16 protein-coding genes, 2 tRNA genes and 1 rRNA gene are annotated in these 19409 nt (G+C 33.2%); 6 read left to right on the top strand and 13 right to left on the bottom strand.

Features of this window, described 5'->3' with window-relative positions; genetic code table 11:
- Window positions 1–27: 27 nt before the first annotated feature.
- Window positions 28–2481, bottom strand: a complete 2454-nt coding sequence (lon, locus tag BLP44_RS08015) for an endopeptidase La (protein WP_091131460.1) — start codon at window positions 2479–2481, stop codon at window positions 28–30.
- 260 nt (window positions 2482–2741) lie between these two features.
- Window positions 2742–3422, bottom strand: coding sequence for a TapB family protein (locus BLP44_RS08010; protein ID WP_091131456.1), 681 nt, complete (start codon window positions 3420–3422; stop codon window positions 2742–2744).
- A gap of 163 nt (window positions 3423–3585) precedes the next feature.
- On the opposite strand from BLP44_RS08010, the gene BLP44_RS08005 reads away from it, so the two are divergent.
- Genes BLP44_RS08005 through BLP44_RS07990 form a run of 4 tightly spaced genes read left to right on the top strand, consistent with a single transcriptional unit; the run spans window position 3586 to window position 6475 of the window.
- Complete coding sequence (locus BLP44_RS08005; RefSeq protein ID WP_035692164.1) at window positions 3586–4140, top strand: RNA polymerase sigma factor; 555 nt, start codon at window positions 3586–3588, stop codon at window positions 4138–4140.
- Between the two features lie 14 nt (window positions 4141–4154).
- On the top strand, window positions 4155–4688 hold the full coding sequence (locus BLP44_RS08000; protein ID WP_091131455.1) for an anti-sigma factor: 534 nt from the start codon (window positions 4155–4157) through the stop codon (window positions 4686–4688).
- On the top strand, window positions 4672–5730 hold the full coding sequence (locus tag BLP44_RS07995; protein ID WP_091131451.1) for a hypothetical protein: 1059 nt from the start codon (window positions 4672–4674) through the stop codon (window positions 5728–5730). The genes BLP44_RS08000 and BLP44_RS07995 overlap by 17 nt, the downstream gene beginning before the upstream one ends.
- Before the next feature lie 19 nt (window positions 5731–5749).
- The gene (locus BLP44_RS07990) at window positions 5750–6475 is read left to right on the top strand and encodes a head GIN domain-containing protein (RefSeq protein ID WP_091131448.1); all 726 of its coding nucleotides are present in this window, start codon (window positions 5750–5752) and stop codon (window positions 6473–6475) included.
- 88 nt (window positions 6476–6563) lie between these two features.
- Here BLP44_RS07990 and BLP44_RS07985 read toward each other — a convergent pair whose 3' ends face one another.
- The 6 genes from BLP44_RS07985 to BLP44_RS07960 all read right to left on the bottom strand — a co-directional run bounded on the left by BLP44_RS07985 (window position 6564) and on the right by BLP44_RS07960 (window position 16158).
- Window positions 6564–7868: an MFS transporter gene (locus BLP44_RS07985; RefSeq protein WP_091131444.1), complete on the bottom strand. Its 1305-nt coding sequence runs from the start codon at window positions 7866–7868 to the stop codon at window positions 6564–6566.
- A gap of 144 nt (window positions 7869–8012) precedes the next feature.
- Entirely contained in the window at window positions 8013–8822 is an 810-nt protein-coding gene (locus BLP44_RS07980) for a M48 family metallopeptidase (RefSeq protein WP_008468888.1), read from the bottom strand.
- Between the two features lie 84 nt (window positions 8823–8906).
- Window positions 8907–11306 (bottom strand): glycoside hydrolase family 31 protein, encoded by a 2400-nt coding sequence (locus tag BLP44_RS07975; RefSeq protein WP_091131441.1) that lies wholly within the window; start codon window positions 11304–11306, stop codon window positions 8907–8909.
- 187 nt (window positions 11307–11493) lie between these two features.
- A complete protein-coding gene (glgB, locus tag BLP44_RS07970) occupies window positions 11494–13401 on the bottom strand; it encodes a 1,4-alpha-glucan branching protein GlgB (protein WP_091131438.1) in 1908 nt (635 codons plus the stop codon).
- 59 nt (window positions 13402–13460) lie between these two features.
- Entirely contained in the window at window positions 13461–14741 is a 1281-nt protein-coding gene (locus BLP44_RS07965) for a glucose-1-phosphate adenylyltransferase (RefSeq protein WP_008468885.1), read from the bottom strand.
- Entirely contained in the window at window positions 14731–16158 is a 1428-nt protein-coding gene (locus BLP44_RS07960; RefSeq protein ID WP_091131434.1) for a glycogen synthase, read from the bottom strand. Before BLP44_RS07960 ends, BLP44_RS07965 begins: the two co-directional genes overlap by 11 nt.
- A gap of 116 nt (window positions 16159–16274) precedes the next feature.
- On the opposite strand from BLP44_RS07960, the gene BLP44_RS07955 reads away from it, so the two are divergent.
- Together BLP44_RS07955 and BLP44_RS07950 are read left to right on the top strand one after the other, a co-directional pair.
- A complete protein-coding gene (locus BLP44_RS07955) occupies window positions 16275–17141 on the top strand; it encodes an alpha/beta hydrolase (protein ID WP_091131430.1) in 867 nt (288 codons plus the stop codon).
- A gap of 45 nt (window positions 17142–17186) precedes the next feature.
- Window positions 17187–17837, top strand: coding sequence for an endonuclease III domain-containing protein (locus BLP44_RS07950; protein WP_091131427.1), 651 nt, complete (start codon window positions 17187–17189; stop codon window positions 17835–17837).
- Here BLP44_RS07950 and BLP44_RS07945 read toward each other — a convergent pair whose 3' ends face one another.
- The 5 genes from BLP44_RS07945 to rrf all read right to left on the bottom strand — a co-directional run bounded on the left by BLP44_RS07945 (window position 17838) and on the right by rrf (window position 19191).
- Complete coding sequence (locus BLP44_RS07945; protein WP_008468881.1) at window positions 17838–18272, bottom strand: nuclear transport factor 2 family protein; 435 nt, start codon at window positions 18270–18272, stop codon at window positions 17838–17840.
- Window positions 18273–18286: 14 nt separating this feature from the next.
- Window positions 18287–18739: a DUF1569 domain-containing protein gene (locus BLP44_RS07940; protein ID WP_008468880.1), complete on the bottom strand. Its 453-nt coding sequence runs from the start codon at window positions 18737–18739 to the stop codon at window positions 18287–18289.
- A gap of 104 nt (window positions 18740–18843) precedes the next feature.
- Window positions 18844–18929, bottom strand: a tRNA-Leu gene (locus tag BLP44_RS07935).
- 9 nt (window positions 18930–18938) lie between these two features.
- A tRNA-Phe gene (locus BLP44_RS07930) sits at window positions 18939–19011 on the bottom strand.
- 70 nt (window positions 19012–19081) lie between these two features.
- Window positions 19082–19191 (bottom strand): 5S ribosomal RNA (rrf, locus tag BLP44_RS07925).
- Between the last annotated feature and the right edge of the window lie 218 nt (window positions 19192–19409).

The raw sequence follows: 19409 nt of genomic DNA, 5'->3' as shown, positions 1-19409 counted from the left end.
TTCAAATATTTCACTTTATAAACTTTTTTATTTCAAATCCTTAGCATTTTTAACTTTTTGATCAGTCAAAGCAACTGCTAAAACTTCGCTCATTTCTTTAACATAATGAAAAGTCAATCCCTCTAAGTATTCAGCTTTTATTTCATCGATATCGCTTTTGTTTTCGTGGCAAAGAATGATTTCTTTAATTCCAGCTCTTTTGGCAGCCAAGATTTTCTCTTTAATTCCACCAACTGGAAGCACTTTTCCACGAAGAGTGATTTCACCTGTCATGGCCAAGCTTTTCTTTACTTTTTTCTGAGTTAAAAGAGAAACTAATGAAGTAAGCATTGCAATACCAGCACTTGGTCCGTCTTTTGGAGTTGCTCCTTCTGGAACGTGCAAGTGAATATTGTATTTCTGGAAAAGCTCTGTACTAATACCTAATTTCTTGGCATTTGCTTTAATGTATTCTAATGCAATTGTAGCAGATTCTTTCATTACAGTTCCAAGGTTTCCTGTAATACTCAATGAACCTTTCCCCTCAGAAATTAAAGATTCGATAAACAAAATATCTCCTCCAACACTTGTCCAAGCTAAACCTGTTACTACACCTGCTACATCATTATTTTCGTATTTATCACGTTCCAATCTTGGCACTCCCAAAATTGCTACAATATCTTCATCTGTAACTTTTTTGTTGTACTCCTCTTCCATTGCAACCGATTTTGCCGCATTTCTGATAACTTGAGCAATTTTAGTTTCTAAGTTACGAACGCCAGATTCTCTAGTATAGCCCTCAATGATTTTTTCTAATTGTTTTTTGCCAATAGTTAAATCTTTTGCAGTTAAACCGTGAGCTTCTAATTGTTTTGGAAACAAATGTCTCTTAGCAATTTCAACCTTTTCCTCTATGGTGTAGCCTGACATTTTGATTACTTCCATTCTGTCACGCAAAGCAGGCTGAATAGCAGACATATTATTTGAAGTAGCAATAAACATGACTTTAGACAAATCATATCCCATTTCAAGGAAATTGTCATAGAATGCATTGTTTTGCTCAGGATCCAAAACCTCCAATAAAGCTGAAGATGGATCGCCGCTATTGCCGCTTGATAGTTTGTCAATCTCGTCCAAAATAAATACAGGGTTTGATGTACCTGCCTTTTTTAAGCTCTGAATGATACGTCCTGGCATCGCTCCAATATACGTTTTTCTATGACCGCGAATTTCCGCTTCGTCACGTAAACCGCCTAAAGAAATACGCACATACTCTCTTCCCAAAGCTTCTGCCACAGAACGCCCGATAGAAGTTTTACCAACTCCTGGAGGCCCTGTTAAACATATAATTGGCGATTTCATGTCATTTCGCAATTTCAAAACTGCCAAATGCTCAATCATTCTTTTCTTTACTTCATCAAGACCAAAATGATCTTTATCTAAAACTTTCTGTGCATGTTTTAAATCAAATTTATCTTTAGAATATTCGCCCCAAGGCAATTCTAAAAACAGCTCTAAATAATTACGCTGAATTCCGAAATCTGGAGACTGCGGATTCATACGGCGCATTTTAGACAATTCTTTTTCGAAATGTTTCTGCGTTTTTTCGTCCCATTTTTTGGTTTTCGCTTTCTGCCCCATTTCGTCCATTTCTTCTTCCTGCGAAACACCTCCCAATTCTTCTTGAATGGTTTTCATTTGCTGGTGAAGGAAATATTCTCTTTGCTGCTGATCTAAATCAAAACGAACTTTTGACTGAATATCATTCTTCAATTCTAATTTTTGAAGCTCAACATTCATATAACGTAAAGTTTCTAAAGCTCGTTCTTTTAATCCGTTTATCGATAAAAGCCCTTGTTTTTCTTTTACAGACAAATTCATGTTTGAAGAAACAAAGTTTATCAAAAACGATTGGCTTTCAATATTTTTAATTGCAAAAGTAGCTTCAGAAGGAATATTTGGACTTTCCTTAATAATCTGGATTGCCAATTCTTTTACAGAGTCTAAAATCGCTGTAAATTCAGTATCATTTTCGTCTGGACGTTCTTCTGCAACTTCTTTGATTGTTGCTGTCATGTAAGGCTCTTCTAAAACAATTTCGTCAATTTCGAAGCGTTTTTTCCCTTGAAGAATAACCGTAACGTTCCCGTCAGGCATTTTAAGTACACGTAAAATACGCGCTACAGTTCCTACTTTATGAATATCATCTTTTGATGGATCTTCATCTTCCTCATTAATTTGAGATACAACACCAATAATTTTTCCGCCTGCGTTAGCATCATTAATTAATTTGATAGACTTATCTCTTCCGGCAGAAATTGGGATAACAACCCCAGGAAACAATACCGTATTTCGTAAAGGTAAAATTGGAAGCGAAATAGGAAGTTCTTCATTATTCATTTCCTCCTCGTCTTCTGGTGTCAACAATGGAATTAATTCTGCCTCTGAGTCAAATTCTTGAAGTGACAGATTGTCAATAGTAAGTATTTTATGGTTTGACATAATAAAATATAAGTCGTTTTGTCATTAAATTTTTAATACTATCCGTAAAAAGAGTATAGCTTATTGAAGTTTTTACTGAAAACAGGTTTCGTTTTTCAATTACAAGATAGGGCATAAAAATAGACAATCATTATGCCAAAACAAACTTAAAGTACAAATAATTCCAATTAAGCAATTTCAAAATACAATCGATTGTACAGTTTAGAAAATAAAAAACCCGAAAATCTTTTTTCGGGTTTTTTAACATATTATTTCTGCTATTATTTCAAAGAGTACGAAACGAGTTCTGAAGTAGTTCCTGATGACTCTAATTTTACAATTCCGACATCTTTAGCAATCCAATAGTAAGTATCATATGAAGAAGTTTGCCCTTGCGTTGAAGCTTCTAAATGAAATTTAAATTTAACAACATTATTATAAGTTACCTCTTTCACTTTTATGCTTCCTTTTTCTAAGATAGTTCCTGTATATTTTACATTCATTTTAATAGATGGAAAATTAGGTATATTAAAAGTTGTTTCTTGTGAATAGCTACCTTCCCAAGTTTGATTCACTTCTAAATAATCTTTAAAAATGATAAATTCGTAACCTGTCATTTTACCAGTTATTCCCTCTGCATTGTAAGTAACTTCGTCTATACTTACATAGTAATCTCCCCTTACTTTTTTTAGTGAAGCACCAGCGGTTCCAGAAACTTCTTCGGTAGCCCCGAATAGCTGATTAAATTTATAATACGTATTGCCGTCTTTATTAGATGAACTTTCAATTTTTACCGTGCTTTCTGATCCATCTTGGTCAAAGACCCATTGATTTCCCACTTTTGAAGGCCAATAATCTCCTGTTGATTCTCCGGCAGTTTCTTCAGAATCACTGCTACATGAATTGAACATAAGTCCTGTCATAACAAACAGGATTGCAAAGCATTTTTTTAGTTTTCTCATAATTGAATTTGTTTTTGGTATTAAAATTTTATGTGAAATTATAGCAACGAATGTATTATACCTTACGGCATTACGTAAAATCAAAAAATATTTTTTATTTTTTTATCAAAACTGTAACAAACAAAAAAAAGCCAAGTCTATATTAAAAACCAAAAGCCACTACTTGAATATAAACAACCAAAATATCGAAGAACTAATTGCGCTTTGTAAAAACAATAACCAAAAAGCGCAGTTTGAAATATACAATCGCTATTGTAAGGCGATGTATAATGTGGCTTTTCGTATTGTAAAAGACGAACATTTTGCACAAGACGTCATGCAAGAAGGTTTCTTAAAAGCTTTTACAAAAATCAATGACTATAAACAAGAAGTGGCTTTTGGAGCATGGTTAAAAAAAATAATCATCAATTATAGCATCGATTTTTACAAGAAAAATAACTCTTTTCAAGTAGAAGATTTAAGTAAACAGCTTTATAAAATTGAAGAAAACGACGGAATTATTTCTGATAATATTGACTTAAACTCTCTGAAAGTAAAACAAGTCTTAGATACAATTCTGCAGCTGAAAGATAATTACAGAATGGTGCTGACGCTTTTTTATATAGAAGGTTATGATCAAGAAGAAATCTGCGAAATTTTAAACATCACATACGCAAATTGCAGAACAACCTTGAGCAGAGCAAAAGATAGTTTGAGAAAAAAATTGGAAGAGATATAAAATGAATTGGAATTATGAAAAATGAAAAAGACAACTTAGACGAATTATTCAACAGATTTGAAAACCAATGGGATATTCAGAAATTAAATCCGGATCACCAAATGGATTTTCTTCAAAAATTAAACAAAAAAGAGCCTAAGAAAAGATATTGGTTCGTGACTGCTATTGCCGCTTCGATCGTATTGATGCTTGGAATATCTATTTTTTATAAAAATGAAAAACCAAAAGAATTCAAATTTGCTTCTAAAGAGACTAAACGCACCGATTCTATTTTCAACATTCTAATTGACAACGAACTGGTTAAACTGAAAGAGAAAAATTCGCCAGAAAATCAGCAGATTATTAATGACGCTATGAAGCAGATGAAAACTTTTGACGCTGATTATCAAAAAATCATAAATGAATTGCAAAAAAATGGCGAGAACAAACAAATTATTTATGCGATGATTAGTAATCTTCAAACGCGTATTTCTTTTTTGCAAACCGTTCTGAAAAGAATTGAAGACAACGAAAAACTAAAAAACACCTCTAATGAAAAAACATTATAACTTACTCATCTTATTTCTTTTGATTCCTCTTTTAGGATTTTCAAATGATGACGCTTTTGTCACCAAACAAAAAACAATTAAAAAAACGTATATCGTAAACTCAAATGCAGGAATTGATGTAGACAATAAATATGGTAATATTACTGTAACTACTTGGGATGAAGATAAAATTGATCTTGATATTACCATAAAAGTAAATGGCCCAAACGAAAATTGGGTAAACGAGCGCTTAAACAGCATAGATGTGGATATCACAGCTCTTAAAAGTATGGTAACCGCAGTAACTACGCTTGGAAGTTCAAATATTAAAAGCAAAGGAAGTAATAACAGTTTTGAAATTAACTATGTTATTAAAATTCCAAAAAACGGAACGATTAAACTAGCAAATAAATACGGTAATATTTCTATTCCGAATGCAGAATCTTCTACAGATATAGACTGTAAATACGGGAAAGTTACTTTAGGAAAATTAAGCGGATCTAATAATCAAATATCGATTCAGTACTGCCAAAATTCGAGTATAGACTATATAAAAGCAGGAAATATCGATGCGAGATATTCAAATCTTAAAATTAATGATTCTGGAAACCTGAATCTAAATGCAAGCTATACTGATGTCAATTTAAATGACGGCCAAAACATTAAAGCAGATTGCAACTACGGAACACTTAAATTTCAAAAAATCAATTCTTTAAATGGTTCTGGAAATTATTTGACTTTTATTATTGGGGAAATCTCAAGCAATTTTAGTTATGATACCAATTACAGTAAAATCAGCATAGGAACTGTGACCGAAAAAGCTGGAAATATTACGATAAACTCCGGATATACTGACGTTACAATTGGCTATGTTCCAAACTACGCTTTTGACTTTGACATATCAGGAAAATATACAAACATCAAACATGATAATTCTTTAGAACTTTCTGTTACTGAAATTAAAAGCAACAGCAAGAGAATTGCAGGCTTCTACAAGAAAAAAGGCCAGAACAAAATCAATATTACTTCCAACTACGGGAATATTTCGCTAACAAAAAAATAATCATCTAAAAATCAAAACAATGAAAAAATCAATTTTATTATTAGCATTTATACTTTGCACAATTAGCAATATAAATGCGCAAGACAAAATCAAACTTCAAGGAAACGGAAAAGTAGTTTCTGAAACTAGAAGCACAGGAGATTATGATGGAGTTAAAATAGCAGGTTTCTTTGATGTAGACTTGGTGTCTGGCAAAGAAGGGAAAATCACCATAAAAGGAGAAGAAAATTTATTATCTGCAATCAAAGTAGAAGTTGAAGATAAATCGTTAAAAATTTATATTGAAAAAGGAACTCAAATACGTACAAGCTCAGGCAATAAAATTCAAGTTACCGTTCCATTTGAGAAAATTTCAGAATTGAGTTTAGCTGGCTCAGGAGATATTCAGTCGAAAGATGTCATTAAAAATGATAATCTAGCACTAAAATTAGCAGGTTCAGGAAATTTAACTCTTCCAGTTGATACTAATAACTTAGAATTGCATGTAAGCGGCTCCGGAAATATTCATTTAAAAGGGACTGCAACTAAGCTTACAACCAAACTTTCTGGTTCTGGTGATATTGACGCTTCGAGCTTAAAATCTAAAATTGTAGAAGCTAACGTTTCTGGTTCAGGAAACAGCAAAGTAACTTGTGATGAAAGCATAACAGCTAGAGTTGCTGGTTCTGGAAATATAAAATATATTGGAAATCCTGAAAAAAGAGATGTAAAAGTTTCTGGATCTGGAACTATTACAAAAGGTTGATTATTATAAATATCACGAATACAAAAGAAATCATCAGTCAAACTATTCTTGCAATTCGTGATATTGGTTGTTGCAAAAGACGTTTCAATTAATTTGAAACGTCTTTTTTATGTACTCTTCTTAAAAGGAAAATTGATGTTACAAAGAATATCGCCAAAATCACAATAGCCGCGCGCGGACTTCCTGTAATCTGATCAATAATTCCGTAAACACACATTCCAATTACAATTCCGACCTTTTCAGCCACGTCATAAAAACTAAAGAATGATGCTGTATCTTCTGTTTCTGGCAATAATTTAGAATATGTAGATCGTGATAAAGCTTGAATTCCACCCATTACAAATCCTACAACCGTTGCCATAACATAAAAGTGTGTCGGCAATGTTATAAAGTAAGCTAAAGCACAGAAAACTGCCCAAATCGCATTAATAAAAATCAAAGTTGGAATATTACCCCGTTTAGAAGAAGCATAAGAAGTTAAAAGTGCTCCAAAAACAGCTACAATCTGAATTAATAAAATGCAAATTATTAAACCTATTGTACTTTCTTCTTTTGAAGACCACTGAATTTCCTGCGCTCCAAAATAGGTCGCTACAAGCATTACAGTTTGAACCGCCATACTGGAAACAAAGAAACCTCCTAAGTAACGCTTTAAAGGAATATTTTCCTGTAATAATGCCCAAACCTTTTTTAATTCTTTAAAACCATTAAACACAACAGCTTTTGTTAGTTTCTGTCCTGTTTCTTTACTTCCTTTTGGCAAATAATAATAAGTGTACTGGCTAAATAAAATCCACCATACTCCTACCATTACAAAAGAATAACGCATAGCTTCCATTCTTGCAGCATCATTTTCAGCTCCCATTATCATCCATAAATTGATAGCCAACAAAAGAACACTTCCAATGTAACCTAAAGAATATCCTTTTGCACTAATTCTATCTTGCTGTTCTTCAAAAGCGATATCTGGCAAATATGAATTATAAAAAACCAAACTTCCCCAGTATCCTAATAATCCAAGGAAATAAAATGCTAGTCCAACATAAATATTTTCAAGATCAAACCAATACAACCCCATGCATGACAAAGCTCCCACATAACAGAAAAATTTCATGAAGGATTTTTTGTTACCAACATAATCGGCAATACCCGATAATAAAGGAGAAATAAAAGATACAACCAAAAAGGCCGCTGCTGTGATAAAACTAATTAATGCTGAATTTTTTAGGTGAAGACCAAAAACATCAATGTAATGATCACGATCACTGAATAACGCTTCATAAAAAATTGGAAACACTGCCGAAGCGATTGTAAGTGTGTAAACTGAATTTGCCCAATCATAAAATGCCCAAGCATTTAAAAGCTTCTTATCTCCTTTTGGTAGGTTTTTCATAGAAATGGTTTGTTAAATAGGCTACGAATTTATCTATTTTTTATGATAATCAAATACAAATTATCTAATTCGTTCATTAATAAATTATAAACAAAAAAGCCATTCGTAATGAATAGCTTTTCTGAATTATCCTAAAAATATATTTTATTTAATAGTCCCTACTTTTAATGCAATTGCTTTTGCTTCGGGAATTAAAGCTTTAATATTTGCAATTCTTGTAGCATCAGAAGGGTGAGTGCTCATGAATTCTGGAGTTCCTGAACCACCTGATTTCGCCGCCATTCTGCTCCAAAAAGCTACAGCATCATCTGGATTGTAACCTGCAATTGCCATCAAAGTCAAACCAATTTTATCAGCTTCACTTTCGTTGCTTCTGCTAAATGGAAGCATAACTCCTACCTCAGAACCAATTCCGTATGCTTGTGCAAATATCTGCTGGGTCGCTTCAGATTTTCCGCTAGTTGCTGCTCCTAAAGCTGCACCTCCTATTTGCTGTAGTTGTGCCGCAGACATTCTTTGCGCACCGTGATTTGCTAATGCGTGAGAAACTTCATGCCCCATTACCGTTGCCAAACCTGATTCGTTTTGTGTAATTGGCAGAATTCCAGAATAAACCACAATTTTGCCTCCTGGAAGGCACCATGCATTTACTTCTTTATTATCAACCAATTTATATTCCCAACGATAATCTTTTAAGTATTGTGTCTGACCTAAATAATTTAAGTATCTCTCCGCAGCTGCCTTTATTTTAAACCCTACAGTTTCAACAAGTTTTGCATCTGCAGTTCCAGTAATAACTTTGTTTTCATTTAAAAACTGGCTGTATTGCTGAAAAGAAGATGGAAATAATTCGCTATTCGAAACAAAATTCAAATTTTGTTTTCCCGTAATTGGATTTGTTGCGCAACCCATAATAAGTGCTCCAAAAACCCCTAAAAACACATATTTTTTCATAATTCGAGCTATTTTTATAACAAAAATACGATTAAAAAATATAAAATGTTTTATACGATAAATCAAAAAATTATCAAAATTTGACTATTCACCAATAATGTGAAGCTCATTAAACTCTTTATCAACCAATAAGAAATTATTCTGCTCGAAACTAATTTCGTCAAACTCAATTTTTTCATTGTCAATTTCAATTTCCGTAACTTTAAATGGAAGTCCAATTAAATTGATTTTATATTTCGAGTATGGTGTTTCGTATTTCCCTTCTTTGTGAACCTGAATAATAAGTTCCTTTTCTTTCCCTATATTTCTAAATGACAAATAGCTATAACGTCCTTTTTTATAATCATAACCATCTTGAGCATCTTCGTAAACTGCCGACTGCTCTTTACCATTTTTATAATAAACGTCAAGTATCAATTCATCAAATTCTAACTCGCCCACATATTGCTGAACTGGATATTTAGGAATAATGGCACCTGCTTTTACAAAAACAGGAATTTCATCAAATTTACTATCAATCCAAATCTCTCTTCCGCCAATAAAAAGCTCATTTGTCCAGTAGTTATACCATTCACCTCTAGGAATATACATACGTCTACCTACAGCGTTAGGTTCAAGTATTGGACAAACTAAAATTTGATTTCCAAAAATAAATTCATCGTTTCGATAATGCGTCTGCGTATCGTCCTGATCAAAGTAAACGAGTGGTTTTAACATCGGAACTCCTTCTTCAATATACTGCCAAAACATGGTATATAAATAAGGAAGCAATTGATAGCGAAGACTAACAAATTTTCTAGTGATATTAATCACTTCTTCGTCAAATGACCATGGTTCTTGATTTCCGTGATCTCCTGAAGAGTGCGTTCTACAAAAAGGGTGAAAAACACCTAATTGAATCCAACGGGCATACAACTCGCCTGAAGGCTGTTCTGCAAATCCTCCGATATCAGAACCAGTAAATCCCATTCCCGAAATGGACATTCTCTGCACTTGTATATTTGCAATCCATAAATGTTCCCAAGTGGCCACATTATCTCCTGTCCAAGAAGAAGTATATCGCTGTGCTCCAGAATAAGCCGATCTTGTAATTACAAACGGACGTTTCGGATAAGCAAATCGTTTAACTCCATGATAAGTTGCTCTTGCCATTTGTGTTCCGTAAATATTATGTGCTTTTCTATGACTGCACGGATTTCCATCATAAAAATGACGCACATCCATCGGAAATGTTTTATTTGGAACTTCCATTACTGCAGGTTCATTCATGTCGTTCCAAACTCCCTTTACGCCTATTTCCGAAACTAATTCTTTAAATAAACCTGCCCACCATTCTCTAACTGCGGGATTTGTATAATCAGGAAAATTACATTCGCCTGGCCAGACTTTTCCCTTCATATAAGGACCGTCGGCTCTTTTGCAGAAATAATCCTTTTCTAAAGCTTCTTTATAAACCCAATAATCTTTGTCAATTTTAATTCCGGGATCTATAATTACAACAGTTTTAAAACCATCTTCGGCTAATTCAGCGACCATTTTCTTTGGATCTGGAAAATAGTTTTTGTTCCAAGTAAAACATCTAAAACCATCCATATAATCAATGTCCAAATAAATGGCATCACACGGAATTTGAAGTTCCCTAAATTTTGATGTGATTTCTTTTACTTTACTTTCAGGATAATAACTCCACTTGCATTGATGGTAGCCTAAAACCCAAAGTGGCGGCAATTCTGGTTTACCCGTTAAATCGGTGTAAGTGGTTACAACGTCCTGCATTTGAGGGCCATAAATGAAATAATAGTTCATTTCGCCACCTTCTGCCCAAAAGCTGGTAATATTTCTTCTTTCTTGACAGAAATCGAAGAAAGTTCTAAAGGTATTATCAAAAAATATTCCGTACGATTGTTTGTTGTGCAAGCCAATGTAAAACGGAACAACTTTATATAAAGGTTCCTGATCTTTTTGGTAAGCATATTGATCTGTAGCAAAATTTTCTACTCTTTTGCCTTTAAGATTCATTTGAGTCGCTTTATCTCCAAGACCGTAATAACATTCACCATCTTTAGAATATTTACTCATTTTTACAATGTTTCCGCCATATTCATAACTTTCTTCCCAATGAAAACCAAGTTCATCCTCTAGAATAAGAAAATCGTTTAAATCATAAATGGAAAGACGAAGATCTGCTTTTTGGATTTTACATTTTACTTTGCTAGTCCTAATCTGGAAATAGGTTTCTTCTTCCGTAAGTTCTAAAAAATTATAACCGTGAAGCTGGCTTTTATCGATAGCATATGAGAAGTCATTGCTGAAATAACCTTTTGTAGTAAAACGGAATCGGATTAAACTATCACGAAGAACAGTAACTTTTAAAATTACTTTGTTGTCGGTATTAAAGAAAATAGAATCTCCTTCATGTTCATAAGAGACAATTTTTGATGGGTATAAATCGCCTTTGTATTCTAATGATGTGTTTGTAATCATATCTCAAATGAATTAATTTAACATTTTCCTTCTATTCAAACATACAAAAAAAGTTCGTAATGCCCTATGAATAAAAGGTTTATTCACGAAAACGTTTTTTCTGAATGAGTTTCAAATTACAAAACAAAAAAACAGCAATTTGATAATTTTGAAACGATATAATGACAAAATCTTAGTTGCAGATTTTTTATTCAATCAAAGAATACACAGTAACACTTAAAGGAGGTAAAATTAATGCGACAGAAAAATCTCTCCCATCATAAGCAACTGTTTCTATTTTTAATGCGTTAGAATTTTCAACACCGCTTCCACCGTAAATTGTGGCATCGCTATTAAAAATCTCTTTCAATTTGCCTTTTTTAGGAATACCAATTCTATAATTTTCTCGAACAACTTCAGTAAAATTGCACACCACAATCAAATTCTCATTAGGATTATTCCCTTTTCGTATGTAAGATAAAATCGCATTTTGGTGATCTGAATAATTAATCCATTCAAAACCATCGCCACTAAATTGCTTTTCGTACAACGCAGGCTGCGATTTATACAATTGATTCAAATCTGTAATCAATTTTTTTATTCCAGAATGAAAACCATATTGCAGCAAATGCCAGTCTAAACTTTGTTCGAAATTCCATTCAGAAGTTTGACCAAGTTCAGCTCCCATAAACAGAAGTTTTGTGCCAGGATGCGTAAACATATAACCATACAGCAATCTTAAATTTGCAAAACGTTGCCATTCCTCACCAGGCATTTTATAAATAAGGGAATTTTTGCCGTATACCACTTCGTCATGCGAAAATGGAAGCATAAAATTTTCAGTAAAAGCATACGTCATCGAAAAAGTCAATTCATTCTGATGATATTTTCTGTAGATGGTTTCTTTTTGAAAATATTTTAAAGTATCGTGCATCCAGCCCATCATCCATTTCATTCCAAAACCTAAACCTCCTATAGAAGTGGGTCTGGAAACCATCGGAAAAGAAGTGCTTTCTTCTGCAATAGTTTGAATTCCATCAAAATTAGAATAGATTACTTCATTGAATTCTTTAAGAAAGCTAATGCAATCAAGATTTTCTCTTCCTCCAAAAATATTAGCTTCCCATTCTCCATCTTTTCTAGAATAATCCAAATAAAGCATAGACGCTACAGCATCAACTCTAAGTCCGTCGATGTGATAATTTTGAAGCCAAAAAACAGCGTTACTAATTAGAAAGGCCCGAACCTCATTTCTTCCATAATTGAAAACCAAACTTTTCCAATCTGGATGATACCCTTTTCTGCGATCTGGATGTTCATATAAATGCGAACCATCAAAAAAGCCTAAACCATGAGCATCATCAGGAAAGTGCGATGGAACCCAGTCTAAAATGACTCCAATTCCTTCCTGATGCAATCTATCGACCAAAACCATAAAATCCTGCGGTTTACCAAAACGCGAAGTCGGTGCAAAATATCCTGTAAGTTGATAGCCCCAAGAAGGGTCATAAGGATATTCCATAATTGGCATAAACTCAACATGCGTAAAGCCTGTTTCTTTTACATATTTTACTAAATCATCTGCAAGTTCGAGATAAGTCAAAAACCGATTATGTTCTGCTCTTCTCCACGACCCCAAATGCACTTCATAAACCGAATAGGGTTTATCCAATGCATTACAATCCTGACGTTTCTGCATCCAATCTTCATCCTTCCACTTATAATCCAAATCCCAGACAACAGAAGCAGTATGAGGCGGTTTTTCGCAGTAAAGCGCAAAGGGATCTGCTTTTTCGGTAATTACACCATTTATATTAGATTGGATTTTATATTTATAAAGCGTTCCTTTTGAAATATCAGGAATAAATCCTTCCCATATTCCAGAAGAATCCCAACGCACATTTAGATTATGTTCGCCTTGAATCCAATAATTAAAATCGCCAACAACAGAAACCGACTGCGCAGTTGGGGCCCAAATTGCAAAGTAAACACCTTTAACTCCGTTCACCTCAGTTAAATGAGCTCCTAATTTTTCATATAATCTGAAGTGTTTTCCAGCTTTGAATAAATCTATATCAAAATCGGTAAAAAGAGAGTGTGCTATTACTTTAGTCATGTTTGGTTTTTATGGCGATTGGAATTTGGAATTTGGAATTTTTATATTGTATTCAGGTTTTACTCAATTCTAAAGTTATCTGAAAGCGTTACACCTTTTTTGACAACGACAATACCATCTTTTATACTATACAATTCATTAGTAAAATTGTCTAAATGTTTTCCTCCGCTAATGTGAACATTGTTTCCAATACGCACATTTTTGTCGATTAAAGCATTTTTAATAAAGCAGTTTTCGCCAATTCCAACGTGAATTTTATTAATACTGCTTTCATGGTTCATTTCGTCAAGATCTTGATAGAAATCATTTCCCATGACGTAACAGTTCTCCAAAACGGTCCCCTCTCCAATTCTGGAACGAATTCCAATTACAGAGCTTTTGATCTCTTTAGCATTAATAATACAACCTTCCGAAATTAAAGATTGATTGATAATTGAATTTCTAAATTTAGATGGTGGCAGTAATCTTGGTCTCGTAAAGATTTTATTCTCATTATCGAACAAATTAAACTCTGGAATATCTGCTGTTAGACCAATATTCGCTTCAAAAAACGATTCAATATTTCCAATATCAGTCCAATATCCTTCATATTGATAACTTAAGATTTTGTGTTTACCAACCGACTGCGGAATAATTTCTTTACCAAAATCTTTTGTTTCTTGGTCAGCCATTAATTCTACAAGCAATGACTTATTGAAAATATAAATCCCCATCGAAGCCAGATACTTTTTGCCTTTCTCCTGCATTTGCTCGCTCACTTCAGATTCCCATTCTGGCAATAAAGAAGCATGAGGTTTTTCTATAAACGCATGAATATTGTTTTCGTGATCGGTTTTAAGAATTCCAAATTCAGGAGCATCTTTAGCGTTTACGGGTAAAGTGGCAATTGAAATTTCAGCATCAGCTGCAATATGAGCTTCGAGCATTTCGTTAAAATCCATTTGATATAATTGATCGCCAGAAAGAATTAAAGCGTGATCAAAATCGTGTTTCAAAAAATGCGACATACATTGTCTCACAGCATCAGCCGTTCCCTGAAACCAAGTTGGATTGTCTGGAGTTTGTTCAGCAGCCAATATATCAACAAAAGACTGGCTAAAAATGCTAAAATTAAAAGTGTTTTTAATGTGAGCATTTAAAGACGCAGAGTTGAATTGTGTTAAAACGAATATTTTAAAAATATCAGAATTGATACAATTAGAAATCGGAATATCAACCAAACGATATTTTCCTCCAATCGGAACCGCCGGTTTTGATCTTGTTTCTGTCAATGGAAATAAACGTGAACCTTGTCCACCTCCTAAAATAATGGCGACTACATTTTTCTTTTTAAATTTCATCTTGCTGAATTATTAAGTTGTATATTTCGATATATTCTTGGCAAACTCTTTCCCAGGAATGATCTGCTAACATTCCTCTTTTTAAAACCTTATTGAAATTTATTTTATCCTCATACAACCTAACAGCACGATTTATTGAATAGCATATATCAGCCACAGAAGCTTGATCATGACAAACTCCATTTCCTTCATCACCAAAATCAATAACCGTATCTCTCAATCCTCCAGTTCTTCTAACAATCGGAATTGTCCCGTAACGCATCGCATACATCTGATTTAACCCGCATGGTTCAACTCTAGAAGGCATTAAAATATAATCTGAACCTGCATAAATCAAATGTGCCAATTCTTCATTATAACCTATAAAAACATTATAATTTCCTTTATAATCATTTCGCAACTGAGTCAGCTGGGATTCAATTGAAGCATTTCCTGACCCCAGAATCAAAATATTAATTTCTTCGAAATGTTCTGACAAAGCCAAAGCGGAAGCATGCGGAAGCAAATCGCCTCCTTTTTCTTCAAACAATCTTCCAATAAAGCTAAAGAGTGGCTTTGAAGGATCTAAATCAAATTCTTCACACAGTTTTTCTTTATTTTTCTGTTTTCCTATTTCAAAATCTTCAATCGAATAATTTTCTGCAATCATTTTATCTTTTATCGGATTCCAAACTTCAATATCGATTCCGTTTAGAATTCCTTTGGATTTGTTTCTAACAGAATTAAACAATGATTCTAAACCATTTGCCGAAATATTAATTTCATCTAAATAACTTGGAGAAACTGTAGTCACAGCATTTGCGCATTTAATTCCTACAGCTAGAGAGTTAATTGAATTACTCCATTCTAAAAATCCAACATGTTTTAAATCAAATTCTGGCAAATAATATGACTTATCAAAACCAAACCATCCTTGATACAAACCATTATGAATTGTTATGGCAGTTTTTACATTCTTCAAATTCTTATATTTATAAGCAAATTGCAGCAAAAACGGAATAACTCCAGTATGATGATCATGACAATTAATAATATCTGGAATTTTATTTCGTGCTATAATCCAATCGAGTGTAGCAATCTGAAAAGACAAAAATCTTTCTATATCATCTTCATAGCCATAAACATTCGGACGATTGAATAATTCATTAATTTCTATCAAATACAGTTCATAACCTAATTTATCTGTTGTTTCCTTTAAAACGCTGAACGGAAAATTAAAATCTCCTAATTGAACTGTACCCCAATGGACACATTCAAAATCATTTTCGTGCCTAAACTTTGTGTCGTAACAAGGAATTACAACTCTAACTTCATGTCCAGCAGACTGCTGATATTTTGGCAATGCACCAACTACATCTCCCAAGCCTCCAACTTTTGCCACAGGATAGCATTCTGCACTAATATGAAATATTTCCATTTAAGAAATTAATTTATGATTATAGATAAGAAGCAATCATTTAAATACTACTTTTATGTTTTCTAAATTTAGCAAAAAACAAGCAAAAACCCTTAGTTTAAATAAGTTTTATTGAAATGGCAAAAAAGGCAACTAATCCTACTAAATCATTAAAAATTCCTAAGATTATTATAATTTCTGCGAAAATTTGCGCATTTATTTCGACAAATTTAGTTACAAAATTTGCAGCAAAAATCTTTACAACACCTATAAAACATAAAGTTCCCAAACGGGAATTAGAAATGGATGCTAAAAGCATTCAAAAATTAATTTACATTCCTGAAATCGATAAAAGCGTAGTTACGTACACCTATGGGCAAAGTCCGAGCAAAGTATTATTGGTTCACGGCTGGTCTGGAAGAGGAACTCAACTATTTAAGATTGCTGATGAACTTTTAGCAAATGGATATTCTACAGTTAGTTTTGACGCACCAGCACATGGAAAATCAAAAGGCAAGACCACAATAATGTCTGAATTTATAGCTTCTATATTAGAAATAGAAAAACAATTTGGCCCTTTTGAAATTGCGATCGGACATTCTTTAGGGGGTATGTCAGTTCTTAATTCTATTAAAGATGGGCTTAAAGTTGAAAAAGCAATAATTATAGGAAGCGGCGATATTGTTCAGGATATTTTAGATGAATTTACCTTTAAATTAGGATTGAAGAAAGAAATCAGCATTCATTTAAGAGATTATTTTGAAAATATGTATCAGGTTAAAATGGATGATTTTTCAGCATATAAAGCTGCCAAAAAAATAAAAACTCCTGTTCTAGTCATACATGATAAAGATGATCCTGAAGTTTCTGTGAAAGCTGGAATACATATCAATGAAAACCTTGAAAATGGTTCTTTATTTTTAACTGAAGGCCTTGGTCATCGAAAAATACTCGGCAATCAAAATGTTATTAAAAAAATTCTTGAATTCATTAAAATCAGTTAACTTTATAATTAACTATATCAATTTCAACATTAAAGAGAATCAAAAATGGATTTATTTGGAGAAAATGCAGATTGGGAAATTAAATTAAAGCCCATTTTAAAAAAATATAAAGGAAAGAAACATCCTCTGGAATATCATAGCATTTATCAATTGCTTGTCATGGTTATTCTCTCTGCGCAAGATTCTGATGCCAATATAAATACTATAGCGCCAAAATTATTCGAAAAATATCCAACATTAAAAAGTATATCTCAAACCGACCTAGAAACTTTTACATCTTATGTAACTAAAGTCCGTAATCATTCTACAAAAGCAAAATGGATTTTAGAAATTGCTAAAATCATTAAAAATGATACCGATATTCCTTTAAATATGTCCGATCTTACTGCTTTAAAAGGAATTGGGAGAAAATCTGCGAATGTCATTTTAAGAGAAGCCAATAAACCTGCGGAAGGCATTATTGCCGACTTACATGTTATACGCGTTGCTCCCAGAATCGGAATTATAAAGGAAAGCAAAGACGGAAATAAAGTAGAAAAAGACTTAATGCAAGTCCTTCCAGAGAATATTTGGTCAGAAATCGGAATGGCAATTTCGTTTCATGGCCGAGAAATTTGCAGACCAAAACCTAAATGTCCTGAATGTGTCTTAACCGATATTTGCTTGTACTATAATACTGTGGTAATCAAAAACTAATTATCTTCTTCTTGTATCAATCAAGTAGATAATTTTCCATTCGTCTTTTTCTTTAAATAAAGTAAAAGTATTTACTCCAGAATGGCTGAATTTTTCATTTAAATAAAATTCATAAGGAGCCCAGACGTGAGCCATTGATCCATCAATCTGAATATTGTAACTTAATATTTTTTCTTGAAATTTCATGTTTAGAGGAATCGATGCAATAGATTTATAAAATTCTTTTGTGCTTTCATTAGACAGTTTATTCCCTTTAGTTGTGCTTTCGCTAATGGATTGCAATATCATTTTATCAGCACAAACTAATTTAATCTTTGATGAATCCCTCTGATGAAACCCTTCAAAAAAAGATTCAATGCATTTTTGAACTTCTTGTTTCTGAGCATTACATGATAGTCCTAAAAGAAGAAAAAAGATAATAGTGTAACTTTTCATCGCTATAATATAGTTTAAACGCCAAATTGAGAGAAATGATGATCTAAATGTTTTGCAAACATATTGTTCCATTCTTTAGAAGACAATTTTCCAAAAGAAAGAGATTCCTTACCTTCAAATTCTTTTTCTCCTAATTCTTGTGTTTTTTGGATATAAGAAACCAACCTGCTTTTTTCCAATTCAAAATCGCGATCACCTTTAATTATAAATTGCGGAGCTGTACTAAGGTTTTTTGGATAAGGAGATTCACTCACTACTTTACTTTTAGCCAACAGTTTTAGTAAAAGTTTCATAAAAACATTTGGTTTAGGATGAATATCATCATAAACCATTTCATACGTAACATTACAGTGAGCTAACATTTGATCAACAGACATCTTACCCCAAAGTGGCTGTGTATGAGGCGTAAGCAGATTAACTCTACTTATAAATTGATCGCAATCATCCTTAAGAAAAACATTTTGCATAGCTTGCAAATTTAATTTGGCAAAGTAAAAATATAAAAATTAACCTGTTAACTCAATTTAATGCAAAAAAAAACTCCAACTAGCAAAGCTAATTGAAGTTTTAGTACTCAGAGCGGGACTTGAACCCGCACGAACATTGCTGTTCACTGGATTTTAAGTCCAGCGTGTCTACCAATTTCACCATCCGAGCAATAATATGTGGTACCTCCAGGGATCGAACCAGGGACACATGGATTTTCAGTCCATTGCTCTACCATCTGAGCTAAGGTACCATTTTCACTTATATTCCTATAAATGAAGATTAGAATAAAAAACCCCGTTGTAAAACAGGGTTTTATAAAAGAAAGGCGACGACATACTCTCCCACATGACTGCAGTACCATCTGCGCTGGCGGGCTTAACTTCTCTGTTCGGGATGGGAAGAGGTGAGCCCCGCCGCAATAACCACCTTAAGGCTATTCGCTGCAAGCAGCTTCCGACTGTTAATTATCAATTGTAAATTATCAATCAGACAATATCTTAACATACTGGGATAAAGAAACAAAGAGTTTTTTTAGAAAGTTCTCTCCTCCCGATTGCTCGGGAGGAAAAGGGTGTGCATAAGCTTACGGATTATTAGTACTGCTCGACTGTGACATTACTGCCTTTACATCTGCAGCCTATCAACGTG

The organism is Flavobacterium anhuiense, from assembly GCF_900101855.1.
Lineage (GTDB): Bacteria > Bacteroidota > Bacteroidia > Flavobacteriales > Flavobacteriaceae > Flavobacterium > Flavobacterium anhuiense.
The sequence above is the reverse complement of the archived record's forward strand: the minus strand, read 5'-3'. Positions and strand labels throughout refer to the sequence as shown.